Source organism: Pseudomonas sp. RA_35y_Pfl2_P32 (assembly GCF_963970735.1).
Lineage (GTDB): Bacteria > Pseudomonadota > Gammaproteobacteria > Pseudomonadales > Pseudomonadaceae > Aquipseudomonas.
Window position 1 is genome coordinate 256,620 of the sequence record NZ_CAXAQF010000002.1, and the last position, 16,293, is coordinate 272,912.

At 63.0% G+C, this 16,293-nt stretch carries 13 protein-coding genes; 6 read left to right on the forward strand and 7 right to left on the reverse strand.

Going from position 1 to position 16,293, the window contains the following annotated elements:
* Positions 1 to 141 precede the first annotated feature (141 nt).
* From AACY45_RS03245 to ilvD, 3 genes are all read left to right on the forward strand, one after another.
* Positions 142 to 1,338 (forward strand): class I SAM-dependent rRNA methyltransferase, encoded by a 1,197-nt coding sequence (locus AACY45_RS03245; protein WP_339544123.1) that lies wholly within the window; start codon positions 142 to 144, stop codon positions 1,336 to 1,338.
* Positions 1,339 to 1,472: 134 nt separating this feature from the next.
* A complete protein-coding gene (locus tag AACY45_RS03250; RefSeq protein ID WP_339544124.1) occupies positions 1,473 to 1,931 on the forward strand; it encodes an REP-associated tyrosine transposase in 459 nt (152 codons plus the stop codon).
* A 355-nt stretch (positions 1,932 to 2,286) separates the two neighbouring features.
* A complete protein-coding gene (gene ilvD / locus AACY45_RS03255) occupies positions 2,287 to 4,128 on the forward strand; it encodes a dihydroxy-acid dehydratase (RefSeq protein WP_339544125.1) in 1,842 nt (613 codons plus the stop codon).
* A gap of 91 nt (positions 4,129 to 4,219) precedes the next feature.
* On the opposite strand, the gene AACY45_RS03260 is transcribed toward ilvD, so the two are convergent.
* The 4 genes from AACY45_RS03260 to AACY45_RS03275 form a co-directional block, all read right to left on the reverse strand.
* Positions 4,220 to 6,697, reverse strand: coding sequence for a TonB-dependent siderophore receptor (locus tag AACY45_RS03260; RefSeq protein ID WP_339544126.1), 2,478 nt, complete (start codon positions 6,695 to 6,697; stop codon positions 4,220 to 4,222).
* Positions 6,698 to 6,847: 150 nt separating this feature from the next.
* The gene (locus tag AACY45_RS03265) at positions 6,848 to 7,840 is read right to left on the reverse strand and encodes a FecR family protein (protein ID WP_339544127.1); all 993 of its coding nucleotides are present in this window, start codon (positions 7,838 to 7,840) and stop codon (positions 6,848 to 6,850) included.
* Positions 7,837 to 8,370: an RNA polymerase sigma factor gene (locus tag AACY45_RS03270; protein WP_339544128.1), complete on the reverse strand. Its 534-nt coding sequence runs from the start codon at positions 8,368 to 8,370 to the stop codon at positions 7,837 to 7,839. Before AACY45_RS03270 ends, AACY45_RS03265 begins: the two co-directional genes overlap by 4 nt.
* 131 nt (positions 8,371 to 8,501) lie before the next feature.
* The gene (locus tag AACY45_RS03275) at positions 8,502 to 9,557 is read right to left on the reverse strand and encodes a haloacid dehalogenase-like hydrolase (protein WP_339544129.1); all 1,056 of its coding nucleotides are present in this window, start codon (positions 9,555 to 9,557) and stop codon (positions 8,502 to 8,504) included.
* Between the two features lie 241 nt (positions 9,558 to 9,798).
* Between AACY45_RS03275 and AACY45_RS03280 the strand changes: the two genes are divergently transcribed.
* Positions 9,799 to 11,190 carry an L-cystine transporter gene (locus tag AACY45_RS03280; protein ID WP_339544130.1) on the forward strand — a complete coding sequence of 464 codons (1,392 nt, stop codon included), beginning with the start codon at positions 9,799 to 9,801 and terminating at the stop codon, positions 11,188 to 11,190.
* Positions 11,191 to 11,239: 49 nt separating this feature from the next.
* Here the strand turns inward: AACY45_RS03280 and AACY45_RS03285 are convergent, their stop codons facing one another.
* Positions 11,240 to 11,752, reverse strand: coding sequence for a dihydrofolate reductase (locus AACY45_RS03285; RefSeq protein ID WP_339544131.1), 513 nt, complete (start codon positions 11,750 to 11,752; stop codon positions 11,240 to 11,242).
* Positions 11,753 to 11,837: 85 nt separating this feature from the next.
* Between AACY45_RS03285 and AACY45_RS03290 the strand changes: the two genes are divergently transcribed.
* Positions 11,838 to 13,208, forward strand: coding sequence for a DUF2868 domain-containing protein (locus AACY45_RS03290; protein WP_339544132.1), 1,371 nt, complete (start codon positions 11,838 to 11,840; stop codon positions 13,206 to 13,208).
* The gene (locus AACY45_RS03295; protein WP_339544133.1) at positions 13,201 to 14,583 is read left to right on the forward strand and encodes a DUF3482 domain-containing protein; all 1,383 of its coding nucleotides are present in this window, start codon (positions 13,201 to 13,203) and stop codon (positions 14,581 to 14,583) included. Before AACY45_RS03290 ends, AACY45_RS03295 begins: the two co-directional genes overlap by 8 nt.
* Here the strand turns inward: AACY45_RS03295 and AACY45_RS03300 are convergent.
* Entirely contained in the window at positions 14,580 to 15,137 is a 558-nt protein-coding gene (locus tag AACY45_RS03300; protein WP_339544134.1) for a phosphonate degradation HD-domain oxygenase, read from the reverse strand. The two genes, AACY45_RS03295 and AACY45_RS03300, sit on opposite strands and share 4 nt — an antisense overlap.
* Positions 15,137 to 16,270 (reverse strand): TIGR03364 family FAD-dependent oxidoreductase, encoded by a 1,134-nt coding sequence (locus tag AACY45_RS03305; RefSeq protein ID WP_339544135.1) that lies wholly within the window; start codon positions 16,268 to 16,270, stop codon positions 15,137 to 15,139. Before AACY45_RS03305 ends, AACY45_RS03300 begins: the two co-directional genes overlap by 1 nt.
* Positions 16,271 to 16,293: the final 23 nt, after the last annotated feature.

Sequence of the window (16,293 nt, forward strand, 5' to 3'; positions counted from 1 at the left end):
GTACTCACTCTGGGCAGGCGGCGATTCTAACCCTTAAGCGCAGGTGGCCGACACCTCAAACCGCTGCCGCAGTCCATCCGGTGAGCCCGCCAACGGCTGCACAACAGGGTATACTCCCGCTCTTTTTTCTGGAGCGACGTCATGTCCCTGCCAAGCTTGCGCCTCAAAGCCAATGCCGACCGTCGCCTGCGCGCCGGCCACCTGTGGGTCTACAGTAACGAGATCGACGTAGCCGCCACCCCGCTGCACGGCTTCAAGGCCGGCGATCAGGCGATCCTGGAAGCCGCCGGTGGCAAGCCGCTGGGCATCGTCGCCATGAGCCCGAACAACCTGATCTGCGCCCGCCTGCTGTCGCGCGACATCAAGCTGCCACTCGACAAGTCGTTGCTGGTACACCGCCTGAACGTCGCCCTGTCGCTGCGCGAGCGTCTGTTCGACAAGCCGTTCTACCGCCTGGTCTACGGCGATTCCGACCTGCTGCCGGGCCTGGTAGTCGACCGCTTCGGCGACATCCTGGTGGTGCAGATCGCCTCGGCGACCATGGAAACCCATAAAGACGACGTGATCGCCGCGCTGACCCAAGTGCTCAAGCCCAGCGGCATTCTGTTCAAGAATGACTCCGCCGCGCGCGACGCCGAAGGCCTCGACCGCTACGTCGAAACCGTGTTCGGCCTGGTGCCGGAGTGGGTTGCCCTGGAAGAGAACGGGGTGAAATTCGAAGCGCCGGTCATTCAAGGCCAGAAAACCGGCTGGTTCTACGACCACCGCATGAACCGCGCCCGCCTGGCCCCGTACGCCAAAGGCAAGCGTGTCCTCGACCTGTACAGCTACATCGGTGGCTGGGGCGTGCAGGCGGCCGCATTCGGCGCCAGCGAAGTGTTCTGCGTCGACGCCTCGGCCTTCGCCCTCGACGGCGTTGAGCGCAACGCCGCGCTGAACGGCTTCGCCGACAAGATGACCTGCATCGAAGGCGACGTGTTCGAAGCCCTGAAGGAACTGAAAGCCAGCGAAGAGCGTTTCGACGTGATCGTGGCCGACCCGCCGGCGTTCATCAAACGCAAGAAAGACATGAAGAACGGCGAAGGCGCCTACCGCCGCCTGAATGAGCAAGCCATGCGCCTGCTCAACAAGGACGGCATCCTGGTCAGCGCCTCGTGCTCGATGCACCTGCCCGAAGATGACCTGCAGAACATCCTGCTGACCAGCGCCCGCCACCTGGACCGCAACATCCAGCTGCTGGAACGCGGCGGCCAGGGCCCGGACCACCCGGTACACCCGGCAATCGCCGAAACGCGCTACATCAAGAGCATCACCTGCCGTCTGCTGCCCAACAGCTGATAACGCAAAACCTATGTAGGAGCGAGCCTGCTCGCTCCTACAGGTGCAGGACACATTCTGATCCACTGCCGAAGCGACAACCTCCCACCCCACGCCTACCGTTTTCTCTTCCCATCACCGAAGAGGACAACGGAATGTCCAACACGCCAAAAGCCCATCGATTACGCACAGGTCGGCACTCGCAATCCGGTCGTATCTATCACCTGACCGCTGTCACCCATGAACGACAACCGATCTTCAATGATTTGTACGTTGGACGCTTGCTAGTGAGTGAATTCAGAAGAGCTCATGAAGCCGGCAATGCCACCTCAATAGCCTGGGTCGTCATGCCGGATCACTTTCATTGGCTGGTTGAATTGCACAATGGTGATTTGCCGAGACTGATGCAGGCGGCCAAATCCAGAAGTGCTCGCGCCATCAACCAGCAAAGAGGTCGCCACGAAACGCTATGGCAAAAGGGCTACTTCGACCGAGCCCTGCGTCGCGAGGAAGATCTCAAAGCCATCGCCCGATACATCATCGCCAACCCTTTGCGCGCCAGGCTTGTGACTCGAGTTGGAGACTATCCGCTGTGGGATGCCATGTGGATTTAATACTGTAGGAGCGAGCGCCCGCTTGCGGCTCGCTCGCGATGGTGGTCAACGATAACGCGGGGAACCTGACACCCCGCGGCGTTCTCGGGTTCATCGCGAGCGAGCTCGCTCCTACGGGGGTGGTCGCCGAACGTCTTGTGAATGCTTGCAGCCATTCCCTCCAGCCGCCAGCGGTGTAGAATCGAACGATTCATCGCCAGTCATCCCCCGGCGGGTTTATGAGCTCAAGCTGAAGCGCGCGGCGATCCCGCAAAGTTCTCGGCAACTTCCGGACACCCGGCCATTTCTGAGTGTTCCAGACGTCAATAGAAGCTCACTTCCCTTTTGATACCTGATTAACCGCCCGGAGTGCTTCATGCCTGATTACCGCTCGAAAACATCCACCCACGGTCGCAACATGGCCGGTGCTCGCGCTCTGTGGCGCGCCACGGGGATGAAAGATGACGACTTCAAAAAGCCGATCATCGCCATTGCCAACTCCTTCACCCAATTCGTACCGGGTCACGTGCACCTCAAGGACCTGGGTCAACTGGTGGCCCGCGAGATCGAACGCGCTGGCGGCGTGGCCAAGGAATTCAACACCATTGCAGTCGATGACGGCATCGCCATGGGTCACGACGGCATGCTCTATTCGCTGCCGAGCCGCGAGATCATCGCCGACTCCGTCGAGTACATGGTCAACGCCCACTGCGCCGACGCGATCGTCTGCATCTCCAACTGCGACAAGATCACCCCCGGCATGCTGATGGCCGCCTTGCGCCTGAACATCCCGGTGATCTTCGTCTCCGGCGGTCCGATGGAAGCCGGCAAGACCAAGCTCGCCTCCCACGGCCTGGACCTGGTTGACGCCATGGTGATCGCCGCCGACTCCAGCGCGTCTGACGAGAAAGTCGCTGAATACGAACGCAGCGCCTGCCCGACGTGCGGCTCGTGCTCCGGCATGTTCACCGCCAACTCGATGAACTGCCTGGTGGAAGCCCTGGGCCTGGCATTGCCGGGTAACGGCTCGACCCTGGCCACCCACAGCGACCGCGAACAGCTGTTCCTGCAGGCCGGGCGCACCATCGTCGAACTGTGCAAGCGCTACTACGGCGACAACGATGACTCGGTGTTGCCGCGCAATATCGCCAACTTCAAGGCGTTCGAAAACGCCATGACGCTGGACATCGCCATGGGCGGTTCCACCAACACCATCCTGCACTTGCTGGCCGCTGCCCAGGAAGCCGAGATCGACTTCGACCTGAAGGACATCGACCGCCTTTCGCGCCACGTGCCGCAACTGTGCAAGGTCGCGCCAAACATCCAGAAGTACCACATGGAAGACGTGCACCGCGCCGGCGGGATCTTCTCGATCCTCGGCTCCCTGGCCCGTGGCGGCCTGCTGCACACCGACCTGCCGACCGTGCACAGCAAGACCATGGCCGAAGGTATTGCCAAGTGGGACATCACCCAGACCACCGACGAAGCCGTGCACCACTTCTTCAAGGCCGGCCCGGCGGGCATCCCGACCCAGACCGCGTTCAGCCAGTCGACCCGCTGGGAAACCCTGGACGACGACCGTGAAAACGGCTGCATCCGCAGTGTCGAGCATGCCTATTCGCAAGAAGGCGGCCTCGCCGTGCTGTACGGCAACATCGCCCTGGACGGCTGCGTGGTGAAAACCGCCGGTGTCGACGAGTCGATCCACGTGTTCGAAGGCAACGCGAAGATCTTCGAAAGCCAGGACAGCGCCGTACGCGGCATCCTCGCGGATGAAGTGCAGGCCGGCGACATCGTGATCATCCGTTACGAAGGCCCGAAAGGCGGCCCGGGCATGCAGGAAATGCTCTACCCGACCTCCTACCTGAAATCCAAGGGCCTGGGCAAAGCCTGCGCCCTGCTCACCGACGGTCGTTTCTCCGGCGGCACCTCGGGCCTGTCCATCGGTCACGCTTCGCCAGAAGCCGCTGCCGGCGGTGCCATTGGTCTGGTGCAAGATGGCGACAAAGTCCTGATCGACATTCCCAACCGCTCGATCAACCTGTTGGTCAGCGACGAAGAACTGGCGGCACGCCGCGTCGAGCAGGACAAAAAAGGCTGGAAGCCGGTTGAAGTGCGCCCACGTAAAGTGACCACCGCACTCAAAGCCTACGCCCTGCTGGCCACCAGCGCCGACAAGGGCGCCGTGCGCAACAAGGCGATGCTCGACGGGCTGTGATCGTTAGCCGTTGAAACAAAAATGCCCCGCCCAGTGCGGGGCATTTTTGTTTGTGCAGTCCGTGCCGCCCTACCGGAAAGCGTCAGGGCATTCAGAACTGCGGCTTGTAGGTCACGCTGAACATCAAATTGCGCGGGTCGCCGTAGTAGTTGTTGCCGGCGAGTTGGGCGTACGCGGGGATGAAGTATTTCTTGTCGAACATGTTGTTCAGGTTCACCGCCAGGGTCACTTCGTCGCTGGCGTCATACGCCACGCGCGAGTTCCAGATGGCAAACCCGGCCTGATCGAAGGCGCGTTCGAAACTCAAGGTATTGCTCTGGGCATTGACCCCCGCCCCGAGACGAATCCGGTCCAACTCCCCCGGCAAGCGGTAATCACTCCACACCCGCAGCATGTGCATCGGGGTCGAGGTGCTGAAGACCTTGCCTTCAAGCTCCGTGTCCTTGAGGAATTTGGTGGTGTTGTAGGTGTAGCTGCTGGTCAGTTGCAGGTTCGGCAGCACTTCGCCGCTCAACTCGGCCTCGATGCCCTGGCTGCGCACCTTGCCCGACGCCGTCGAGCAGTACCAGCCGCCGCACGCATCGGGGCCTTCAATGTCGGTAGTGAAGTCCGTCACTGCACGGTTTTCGTGGATGTAGCGGAACATCGCCAGCGAGGCGTTGAGTTGGCCGTCCATCAGCTCGCCCTTGATCCCCACTTCGTAGTTCTTGCCCTCAACCGGTGGCAAGCCGGTTTTCTGCTGAGTCATCTGGACCTGCGGGATGAACACCTCGGCGTAACTGCCATAGACCGACCATTGATCGTTGAGCGCATAGATCAGGCCGGCGTAAGGCGTGACCTTGCCGCTGGCCTTGACCGAACTCTTCTCGCCGCCGTCCAGCGGTTCACGCGCGAAATAGGTGTCCTGGGCAAAATCGAAGTCATACCAACTGCTGCGCGCGCCCAGCACCAGGGTCAGCGGATCGGTCAGGTGGATGTTCCACGCACCATAGAGGCCTTTCTGCCGGACATCGTAGGTACTGGCGGACAGGTTGGCCTTGTCGGCGATGCTGTCGAAGCTCTGGAAGGGCCGATGGTGGTCGATGTTGAAGATGTCGACGCCCGGGGCAAATGCGCGAGCGTAGCTGTCATCGGTGGTGTACTTGGAGTAGTTGCCGCCCAGCACCACGCTCTGCTTGAACGACAACGCCTCGAAATCACCATTGATGTAGACGTCCAGGCCACGGTTCTTGCCATAGAAGTCGGTGGAGTAGTCGGCGAACCGCGAACCGCTCGAAGTCCCTGGGGTGATCGCGCCAGTGGTGAACTGATAGGTCGCCTCATTGGACTCGTTCATCGCCGTCGCCGATGCCTTGAGCTTCCAGCTGTCGTTGAAGTGGTGCTCAAGATCCATATACACCGCCGTCTGGTCGTTCTCCGAGCGGTTCCAGGTGACGCCGGTGTAGGTGGAACGTGACAGGTTGACCGCGCTGCCATCGGTGTAGCGCGGCAAGGCGATGTAGTACGGTCGACCATGACTTTTCTTGTTGCTGAAACCGACGCCGAGCACGGTGTCTTCACTCAAGTCGAAATCCAGCGCGCCATACACGGTCTGTTCCCAGCTCCACGTATAGTCGGAAAACGAGTGGCCTTTCTCGTAGTTGACCACCGCGCGGCCACGCACAGTGCCGGCGTCATTCAACGGGCCGCCGACGTCCGCCTGGGAGGCGTAGCGGTCCCAACTGCCCGCCTTGGCACTCAAGGTCACCGTCGGTGCCGCCTGCGGACGCTTGCGCACCAGGTTGATCGCGCCACCCGGGCTGTTGGCGCCTTGCAGCAGAGCGGCAGAGCCGCGCAGCACTTCCATGCGGTCGTAGATCACCATGTTCTCGGTGATGTAGCTGCCCAGGGCATAGACGTTACGCGGCACCGGCACGCCATCGTACTGCAGCGCCTCGATATCGAACCCCCGGGAGAACATGAACATCCCCGGCCCCGGGGACTTGACCGACGCCAACCCCGGCACCGCTTCGATGGCCTGGGTCAGGGTGCTGATGTTCTGGTCATCCATGGCCTTGCGGGTCAGGACGCTGACCGACTGCGGGATGTCCTTGAGCTTCTGGGCGCTCTTGCCAATGGTCACGGCGCCGGTGGTGTAGGAACCGCTGCCTTCGGTGGTCGTCCCCAGACGCTGGGCACCGATTTTTGTCGCCCCCAGTTCCAGCGCCGAACCGCTGCTCTGTGGCCGGTGCAGGGTGACGCTGTCATCGTCGATGAAGCTGGCCACCAGGCCGGTGCCAGCGAGCAAGTGCGAGAGCGCCTGATCGCGGGAGAAACTGCCCTTGACCCCTGGGGACTGCACGCCTTGGGTGACGTCGGCGGACACCAGCACCTGCAGGCGTGTCACCGAGGAGAACGCCATCAACGCGCTATCCAGCGACTGCCCGGCAATCTCGAAGCGATAGACCTGCGTCTGCTCGGCGGTCGCCGCCTGCAGGTAACACGGCGCTGCGCCCGTGGCCAGGCCGATGGCCAGCGTCAGCAGAGTCGGCAGGCCAGGCAGGCGGCGCGGCGCGGTCAGATGTCCCATGTGTGTTTCCCCAATGATCGAAGTCGGTGATCAAGCGCCGCACTACTTGAGAGTGCTTATTATTTGCGCGTCTGTGATCAAGGACGACCACGCCCGGCGAAACCCTGAAAGTTTTTGAGAATTATTTACAAAAGAGGCGGCGGATCGCTTTCAACCCGCGCGCAGCACCAGCAGATACGGCGTGTAACGCTCGGCCTGCAGGTTGAGGGTATGGACCAGCGCCTTGAGCACGGCGTCGGGTTTATCGATATCGAATACCCCCGACACCCGCCGCTCGCGCAACTCATCACCGAGCACCAGGGTGCGACCGGGCCAGTAGCGGTTCAACTCCGCCACCACGTCGGCCAATGGTTGCTGGCGAAACACCAATTGCCGCTGCCGCCAGGCAAATCCGGCGGCCGGGTCGAAGCCGTGGACCTCGCTCAAGCGGCGGTCCTGATACTCGACCGCCCTGCCCGGCTCCAGGTACACCGGCGCCCCGTCGCCAGCGCTGACTGCAACCTTGCCCTGGGCCACCTGCACCTGAGTGCGAGCGTTGCGCTGGGCGACACTGAACTGGGTGCCGACCACTGTCACCGTCCCCGTGCCGGACTCGACGACAAACGGCCGGGCCGGGTCCTTGGTGACCTCGAACCAGGCCTCGCCGCGCAACAGGCGAACCTGGCGCTGACCGGCACCCAGGTGGATCTGCACGGCACTGTCGGTATTGAGTTGCAGCCACGAGCCATCGGCCAGTTCGATCCGCCGGGTTTCCCCGGTGCCGGTGGCATAGTCCGCGCGCCAGCGATCCAACCAAGGGGTTTGCGTCGCCAGCAGACCGATCGTCATCAGCACCACCGCCGCCGCGCAAGCCTTGGGCAGCCAACGCTGGCCAGCAGGTTTTTTCCAGCGCGCCTGCTCGGCCTCGCGCATCCGCCGGGCCGGCTCGCGCAGACTGCCCAGCAGCCATTGCACCTCCTGCCAGGCTTCATACTGCGCGGCGCCCTGGGCCAGCCAGCAGGCGAAGCGGTCGCGCTCGGCCGTGGTCACGTCTTCGGCCTGCAGGCGGAAATACCAGCCAGACGCTTCGGCGAACAGGTCATCGCGGTCCGGTGCAGCGGGTTCGGTCATCAGGGTTTCCACAGCCACAGGCGCGTCGATCATGGTCGCGCGCCTCGCTTGCCGTTGGCCAATCGCGCCTGGATGTAAGCCCGGCAATCGATCAGCGCACGACGCAATTGGTATTCGACACTCCGCGGACTGATTGCCAGGCGTTCGCCAATCTCGCGGTAGGAACATTCGTCGACATGATAGAGCAGGAAGATGTTACGAGTCGCTTCAGGAAGTGCGGCAATTGCATCGTGCATCAGCCTTTGCTCCTGTAGCGCCGACAGTTGGTCCACCGCCGATGGCGTGCTGCACGGCAGTTCGTCGCTGGGCTCGCCCGCTTCCACCCGCTCACGACGAATCGCCTGGCGCTGATGGTCGCGCACCAGGTTGCTGGCAATGGTGAAGAGAAAGGCCGGGAGGTTGTCGATCTTCTCACCGGACTCGAGCCGCGCCAGGCGCAGAAAAGATTCCTGGGTCAAGTCGGCCGCCACCTGGGCACTACCGGTGCGCCGGGTGACGAATGCTTCCAGGGCTTTCTTCTGTTCCGCGAACAGGCGCGCGATCTGCGTATTCCAGGAGGACACAGCACTACCTTGATCGGAAGGATCGTTCAGGAGTGCGCACGCTAGCAGAAGATGCGAGTGATTCGCAATTGATATGTTTTTGCCGATAGCGCTCCGGTTCGCTGCAATGCAACGAACCAGGCACCTGCGTGTTACTGAATCTCCTCCGGCTTGACGATCACCCAGTTCTTGTCCGCCGTCACCGGCAGCCCTTCCTTGGCCTGGGCCGCGGCGTGCTTGGCCATCATGCCGTTGATCTGGGCCATGTATTTGTCCTTGCGGTTGACCCACAGGTGGATGCCGCCCTTGGCCACGTCGACGCTATGAAACAGCATGTAGCCGTCGCTGGCCGGGGTGTCGCCGCCCACCAGCACTGGTTTTTTCCACTCGTCGATGTAGGTCAGGATGGCGGCCTGCTTGCCGGCCATCCAGGTCGCAGGGGTCCACAGGTACGGGGTCAGCTCCAGGCCCAGGTTGGCCTTCTCGTCATACTTGCCGGCCGTGATCTGCTTGCGCGCGGTGGTCAGCTCACCGCTTTTGCGGTCCTTGAGCAGCATCGTCACGCCGATCACGTTTTGCGGTTTGACGTTGTAGCCATACTTGGGATCGGAAGCGACCATGCGCACCAGCTCTTCCGAGGCGGCGGTCATCACATAGACCTCGATGCCGTTTTCCATCAGCTTGTTGTACAGCTCGGCTTGCCCGGTGAAGATCTTCGGCGGGTTGACCTCGATGGTCTTGACCACGTCGCCTTCGTAATAGGTGCTGGGCACCGGCTTGCCGGAGGCCATCAACTCGTCGACGTAGCCCTTGAGTTCCTTGAGGGTGAAACCGGAAAACACCTGGGCGACCCAGGGGTAGCAGACCATGTCATCGAGCTCGCACAGCCGGTAGTAGTAACTGAACAGGCTTTCCTGGTGCTCGGCGGTGTCCTTGAACGGGATCAGTTTCAGGGAGGGGTCCAGCTTCTCGCGGGTGATCAGGCCTTTGTTTTCCATGAACGGCAACAGCGACTCTTCCAGGTCGTAGCGGTAGCTGGTGTTGTCCATGTCGAACACCGCGTAGTTACCCTTGTTGGCATTGGCCGCGATCATCGCGTCCAGTTGCTTGGCCTGATCCTGGGGCCAATGTTTGAGATCGGTGGCGGACACCTGGCCGGCAAGGCCCAGGCACATGGCAACGGCTAACACGTGCGTGGCGACTTTCATGTGCATTTCTCCCTGAATGAAAGCCATCGACGCTAACAAATCTGCATGACAGTTCTCGTCTGAGCACGACCGCTTGCGTGCTGATTCCGTCACCGGCATAACCCACAGCGTCAGGTGCTTATTCCAAAAACGACAGTCACCATGCGTTTTTGATATTAATTCAATAGATATCAAGCTGTTAGGCTTGCCGGTTCGCAATTGCCCCGCGAGGCGATTGGCACAAGTCTTTTCTGGAGTCTCGATGAATCTGCCGCTGATCCTCAATCTGCTGGTGTTCCTGGCCTTGCTGTTTGGCCTGGCACAAACCCGCCACACCACCTGGAGCCTGGCCAAAAAAGTGCTGCTGGCACTGGTCATGGGCGTGGCGTTCGGCGTGGCCCTGCACACGATTTACGGTGCCGGCAACCCGGTGCTCAAAGCCTCCATCGGCTGGTTCGATCTGGTGGGTAACGGTTACGTGCAATTGCTGCAAATGATCGTGATCCCCCTGGTATTTGCGTCCATTCTCAGTGCTGTGGCCAGGCTGCACAACGCGTCGTCCCTGGGCAAGATCAGCTTCCTGACCATCGGCACCCTGCTGTTCACTACTGCCATCGCGGCGCTGATCGGCATCGGCCTGACCAACCTGTTCGGCCTGACCGCCGAAGGCCTGGTGGCCGGCACCCAGGAAATGGCGCGCCTGCAAACCATCCAGAGCGACTACGCAGGCAAGGTCGCCGACCTAAATGTGCCGCAGTTGCTGCTGTCGTTCATTCCGCAGAACCCGTTCGCCGACCTGGCCCGGGCCAAGCCGACGTCGATCATCAGCGTGGTGATTTTTGCCGCCTTCCTCGGCATCGCAGCCCTGCAATTGCTCAAGGATGACGTGGAAAAAGGTCAGAAAGTGATCAACGCCATCGACACCCTGCAAGCCTGGGTGATGCGCCTGGTGCGCCTGGTGATGAAGTTGACCCCCTACGGTGTGCTGGCGCTGATGACCAAGGTGGTCGCCGCCTCCAACCTGCAGGACATCATCAAGCTGGGCAGTTTCGTGGTGGTGTCGTACCTGGGCCTGGGCCTGATGTTCGTGGTCCACGGCCTGCTGGTGGCGCTGGCCGGAATCAACCCGCTGCGCTTTTTCCGCAAGGTCTGGCCGGTGCTGACCTTCGCCTTCACCAGCCGCTCCAGCGCCGCGAGCATCCCGCTGAGCATCGAAGCACAAACCCGTCGCCTGGGGATCCCGCAGTCGATCGCCAGCTTCGCCGCTTCGTTTGGCGCCACCATTGGCCAGAACGGCTGCGCCGGTCTTTATCCAGCCATGTTGGCGGTGATGGTCGCCCCGACCGTGGGCATCAACCCGCTCGACCCGCTGTGGATCGCGACGTTGGTGGCGATTGTGACCTTGAGTTCGGCCGGGGTGGCCGGGGTCGGCGGTGGCGCCACCTTCGCCGCGCTGATCGTGTTGCCGGCCATGGGCTTGCCGGTGTCGTTGGTAGCGTTGCTGATTTCCGTCGAGCCGCTGATCGACATGGGCCGCACGGCGCTGAACGTCAGTGGTTCGATGACGGCCGGGGCGATTACCAGCCAGATCATGCAGCAGACGGATAAAGACGTGCTGCAGGCCGATAAGCATGCTGAGTTGGCGCACGCCTGATTACGGCGGCGTCAGATTGATTGCTATCGCGGGCAAGCCCGCGATGCTTTCAGACCTTCTCCCACACCTCGAAGCTGTAGGCCGGCTTATCGCCTTCGGCCGGATTCGGCACATTCGACACCTGTTTCCACTGCGCCAAATCAAACGCCGGAAACCACGCATCACCCTCGGGACTCAGCGCCACGCGGGTCAGGTACAGCCGATCGGCCTGGGCCAATCCCTGCGCATACAGCTGCGCGCCGCCAATCAGCATCAGCTCGTCGACGCCTTGCTCCAGCGCCCACTCCTGCGCTCGCTCGACGGCTGCTTCCAGCGACGGATAGACCTCGGCGCCCTCCAGTTGCAAGTCGGTCTGGCGGCTGACCACGATGTTCAACCGCCCCGGCAACGGCCTGCCGAGGGAATCCCAGGTCTTGCGACCCATGATGATCGGCTTGCCCAGGGTGGTGGCCTTGAAGTATTTGAAATCCCCCGGCAAGTGCCAGGGCATGCTGTTGTCGACGCCGATCACGCGGTTTTCACCGAGGGCTGCGATCAGGCTCAAAGGGAGAGTTTTTTTCATGCCGGCGAGGATACCAGAGCCGGGCTTTCCCCGATAAGCGCCACAGCGGTTATGCTCAGTGCTCACTTAAGCGACGGAACGACGCGTGACTGATCTGTACACACTCTGGCTGACCGAGACCATCCGCCTGCGCGAGGAACACGCCGGTGCCCTGGAGGACTCGCAAGCCAACCGCCTGGCCCGCAACGCCGGTGGCGACCTGCCCAGCCGCATCCAGGCCCGTGCCCACTGGCTGGCCGAACGCGATGGCCTGACCGCGGCCCTGCGCCACTGGCTACAAGGCGCTCGCCTGGCACTGCTGGTCCTGGCCGTGCTGGCGATCCTCAGTGGCGCCGGCCTGGCATTCGCCGCCCTGGGTGATGGCCAGACCCCGGTCAATGTGTTCTGGGCCCTGGGCAGCCTGCTCGGGCTGAACCTGATTCTGCTACTCAGTTGGGCATCGGGGTTGATCCTCGCCGCCGACTACGGCGCCACCCTCGGGCGCCTGTGGCTGTGGCTCAGTGAAAAGCTCGCCCGCGATGCCAAGGCCGCCCACCTGGCGCCGGCCCTGCTGCTGTTGCTGCAACGGCACAAACTCAATCGCTGGCTGCTCGGTTTGCTAGTCAATGGCCTGTGGCTGCTGGTGATGGTCAGTGCCCTGGTCATGGTCCTGACGCTGATGGCGACCCGGCGCTACGGCTTTGTCTGGGAGACCACCATTCTCAGCGGCGAAACCTTCGTCGCCTTGACCCAGGCCCTCGGCGCACTGCCCGCGCTGTTGGGGTTCAGCGTGCCCACCCAAGCGATGATCCGCGCCAGCGGTGACGCCGCCCTGAACCTTGAAAGCGCCCGCCAGGCCTGGGCCGGCTGGCTGGTCGGCGTGGTGCTGGTGTACGGCGCATTGCCGCGCCTGTTGCTGACCCTGCTGTGCCTGTGGCGCTGGAGCCGTGGCCGCGCAGGCTTGCAACTGGACCTGAAATTGCCCGGCTACGCCCAGTTGCGTGAACGCCTGATGCCCAGCAGCGAGCGCCTCGGCGTCAGCGATGCCGCGCCAGAGCGACTGCATCAGGTCGAAAGCGCGAACAGCGCCCTGCACAGTGACGGCGCGCTGCTGGTGGCCATCGAGCTCGACGACCAGCGCCCGTGGCCGCCGGCCCTGGCGAAGAACGTCAAGGATGCCGGGATCCTCGACAGCCGCGAGTCGCGGCAAAAACTCCTCGAACAACTGACCCGCTTTCCGCCGGCCCGCCTGCTGATCGCGTGCGACCCCCGGCGCTCACCGGACCGCGGCAGCCTGGCGCTGATCGCCGAACTGGCCCAGAGCGCCAGCGCTACCCGTGTCTGGCTGCTGCAAGCACCCGCCGGCCAGGCGCTGGACGCCGACCGCCTGGGGGACTGGCATGCCGCCCTGCAGCAATTGGGATTGCCCTTCGCCGATTGCGCACCGATGAACTGGCTGGAGTCGGGTCATGACTGATGCTCAAAAACCGCTGAAGCTCGCCGTGGTCGGCCACACCAACGTCGGCAAGACATCCTTGTTGCGCACCCTGACCCGGGATGTCGGCTTTGGCGAAGTGTCCCATCGCCCCAGCACCACCCGGCATGTCGAAGGCGCGCGTTTGTCGGTCGATGGCCAGGCCCTGCTGGAGCTCTACGACACGCCCGGCCTGGAGGATGCGATCGCCCTGCTCGAGTACCTGGAACACCTGGAACGCCCCGGCGAACGCCTTGACGGCCCTGAGCGCCTGGCGCGTTTCCTCGACGGCAGCGAGGCGCGCCAGCGCTTTGAGCAGGAAGCCAAGGTGCTGCGCCAGTTGCTGGCCTCCGACGCCGGCCTGTATGTGATTGATGCCCGTGAACCGGTGCTGGCCAAATACCGCGACGAATTGCAGGTACTGGCCAGCTGCGGTAAACCGCTGCTGCCGGTGCTGAACTTCGTCAGCAGCGCCGACCATCGCAAGCCGGATTGGCGTGAAGCCCTGGCCCGCCTGGGGCTGCATGCACTGGTGCGCTTTGACAGCGTCGCGCCGCCGGAAGACGGCGAACGCCGGCTCTATGAAAGCCTGGCATTGATGCTGGAAAACTCCCGCGGACAACTGGAGCGCCTGATCGCCGACCAGCAGGCGCAACGCCTGGCGCGCCAGCAAAGCGCCGCCCGTTTGATCGCCGAGCTGCTGATCGACTGCGCTGCCTGCCGCCGCAGCGTGGCCAGTGACGCCGAGCAGGAACAGCTAGCCATCGGGGACCTGCGTAAAGCCGTGCGCCAACGTGAACAACGCTGCGTCGAAGCGCTGCTCAAGCTCTACGCCTTCCGCCCGCAAGACGCGGCCGCCAGCGATTTACCGCTGCTGGACGGACGCTGGGGCGATGATGTGTTCAACCCCGAAACCCTCAAGCAACTGGGGGTGCGGGTCGGTAGCGGGATCGCCGCGGGAGCGGCGGCCGGGGCAGGCGTCGACCTGCTGGTGGGTGGCCTGACCCTCGGCGCGGCAGCGCTGGCCGGTGCGATTGCCGGTGGCGCCCTGCAAACCGCGCGCAGCTATGGCAGCCGTTTGCTGGGCAAGCTCAAGGGCCAGCGCGAGCTGACGGTCGACGACAGCGTGTTGCGCTTATTGGCGCTGCGCCAGCGCCAACTGGTGCTGGCCCTCGACCAGCGCGGGCACGCGGCGATGGACAGCATCCAACTGGCCACGCCCCAGGACAAGACCTGGCGCGAAGGCAAGCTGCCCGAAGCCCTGAGCAAAGCCCGAGCGCATCCACAATGGTCGTCGCTCAATTCCCATGCGCGGCTGAGCCAGGCCGAGCGCCAGGAGCAGATTGAGCTGTTGGCGCAGAAGGTGATCGGCGACTAACCCTGTAGCAGCTGCAACGCCTTGCCCTTCAAAACGTCCAGGTCGATCACCGGCACGTTCATCTCCTTGGCCTGCTCATCCCACTGGCGCATGCGCAAGCTGACGGCGCACAGGGGGTCGCGGGCAAACACCTCGGCTTCGTCCGCGCTCATCACCCCACCCTGGTATTCCAGGGTGCGACGGCTGGCCTCACTCAGGCGCTGGTAGTAGCCGGGCTCGGTCAGCGTCAGGTAACGCTTGGCTTGCACGTGATACTCCACCAACCGCGCCATGCGCTCACTAAAACCCTGGCGCCGCAAGTAATCGGCGCCGAGGCGTTCGTGGCTGACCACGCCAAAACCACCCATGTTCTGCGCGCCCTCGCTGCACAGATGGCCGATGTCGTGGAAGAACGCCGCCAGCACCACCTCATCGTCAAAACCCTCGGCCATGGCCAGTTCGGCGGCCTGGGACATGTGCTCGATCTGCGACACCGGCTCGCCGATGTAATCGCTGGCACCGAAGCGCTCATACCAGCCGAACACGTCGGCGATCACTTGCTCAGTGCGGTCCATCAGTGCGCTCCAAATAATCTGCTGACGTTGGCTTCGGCCATCGCCGGGCCGACGCTCATGCCCACGCCCGTGTGCATCAGCGCGGCATGCACGCCGGGTGCCGCCTGCAGGAAAGAAAACGGCGCCGGCCCTTGAGCACCATAGACGCCCTGCCAGCGCTCGACCACCCGTACCTTGCACCCCAGGGTCTGCTCGGCCAGTTCGATCATCCAGTCATCCACCTGTTCGGCATTGAACGGCGATGGGTCGCTGCCGTAGTGGTGGGAGTCGCCAATGATCAGCTCACCCTGGGGTGTCGGGCTGATCAACAGGTGAATGCCCTGCTCGTGCAGGTGCGGGGTCTCTCGCAGAATCTGCGCCTGCACGGCCTGCGCTTGCGGCAGGTCGGCGAAGGCCCCGTAGTGCACACAGCTCAATCCAGTGAGCAAGGCGTGTTGCAGGTTGAGGTCGATCAGTGGCCGGGCGCGGAGCATTTGCAAACGGCAGACCTGCAGCTTGAGCGTGGCAATGGGTTCGGCCAGCAGGGTTTGATAATCGTGGCCGGAGCAGACAATGATCTGCTCGCCACTGAAGTTGCCCGCGGTGCTGTGTACACGTCCGGGTTCGACGTCGCGCACCAGGGTCGAGAAGTGAAACTCGACACCCAGCTCCCGGCGCAGGTAGTCGATCAAGGCCGGGATGGCCTCACGGGCATACAGTTGCTGATCGTCCAGGCCATGCAACGCCGCACGGTGATGGCTGAACTGGCCGCCATACAGATCGCGCAATGCCGCGCCGCGCAGCAGTTCGACGCGGTAACCGTGCTCGATCGCGCGTCCTTCACAGAAGGCTGACAACAGCTGTTCTTCAGCTTCGGTGCGGGCAAACAGATAGGCGCCGTTGCGCTTGAGCTGCAAGCCGGCGAGCTGCGCCCATTGGCCCCAGATATCCCGACTGGCCTTGGCCAGTTCGAGCATCTGCCCGGGCGGTTGACCGGTGACCAGGGCCTGGCCGAAATTGCGCACCGAGGCCCCCAGGGGCGTGGCGCTGCGCTCGAAAACCCTGACCTTGAGCCCGCGCCTGGCAGCGGCATAGGCGTGGGACAGACCGAGAATCCCGGCGCCGATGATCAGTAGGTCGTTGTGTTGTGTCATTAAGAAATGTCCTGAATTCAAAG